1 protein-coding gene and 1 pseudogene are annotated in these 950 nt (G+C 73.2%); both read left to right on the top strand.

Annotated features, from left to right (window positions below; translation table 11 throughout):
• Window positions 1–704: pseudogene (locus PCA_RS12555) on the top strand (hypothetical protein); the annotation flags it as partial.
• A gap of 19 nt (window positions 705–723) precedes the next feature.
• The coding region (locus PCA_RS17430) for a GFA family protein (protein ID WP_219918788.1) at window positions 724–950 on the top strand (227 nt) is incomplete at its 3' end.

The raw sequence follows: 950 nt of genomic DNA, 5'->3' as shown, positions 1-950 counted from the left end.
AGGGCACGGCGACGGCCGCCGCCCCCGGCAACGGGCCGCCGGAGTCGCACGGCACCGGCCAGGCCACCGCGGGCGCGCCCGGCAAGGGCGAGGGCGCCCAGCCGGGAACGCAGCCAGGCGCCGGCACCGCCACCGCCGCCGCCGGCGCGCAGGCTTCCAGCCAGACGCCGCGCATGGTCCCGGAATACATCCAGCTCAAGCCCACCGGCAACACCAAGGTGATGGAGCACAAGATCAAGGGCATCGACTACAAGGCCACGCGCTTCGATCCGTACTGGACGCCCGAGGGCGAAAGCTCGGTGGACACCGCGCTGCGCCGCGCGGCGGAAAAGACCACCGTGCAGCACACCTTCCACCTGCCGCGCGGCATCCGCATCAAGTGCAAGGTGATGCCGCTGGTACCCGTGGCGCTGCTGGGCTGCGGCGGCGCCGATCCGCCGCCCGCGCCGGTGGCGCAGAACCTCTACGACCGCCTCAACCTGCCAAGCCAGCCCGGCGGCAGCGTGCCTGTTGCGCCCGCACCCGCAGCGAGCGCCGCGGCGCCTGCGCGCGTGGTGCTGGACAACGGCGCGCAATGCGCGGCGGCGCGCGTTGCCGGCGGCCCGCCGCCGCCGGGCTGCCCGCCGACCGAGCCAGTGGTGAAGCGCTACGTGCCCGCGGCCTCGTCCAGTTCCTGGGTGCCGGCCAGCGACCAGTTCCATTGAGCGCGCTGAGGGTGTGGCGATGAGCGACGCGACGAGCGGTGCCGAAACCTTCGACGGCGGCTGCGATTGCCGCGCCGTGCGCTACCGCATGACCAGTACGCCGCTGTTCGTGAACTGCTGCCACTGCCGCTGGTGCCAGCGCGAAACCGGCAGCGCGTTCGCGATCAACGCGATGATCGAGACGGAGCGCGTGCTGCTGCTGCACGGCGAGCCGGAGCTGCTGCTGACGCCGTCCCTCAGCGGCAA

The sequence above is a fragment of the Rhodanobacter sp. PCA2 genome, assembly GCF_013620825.1.
GTDB lineage: Bacteria > Pseudomonadota > Gammaproteobacteria > Xanthomonadales > Rhodanobacteraceae > Rhodanobacter_A.
Note: the sequence above shows the minus strand (reverse complement) of the source record. Positions and strands in the feature narration are given on the sequence as shown.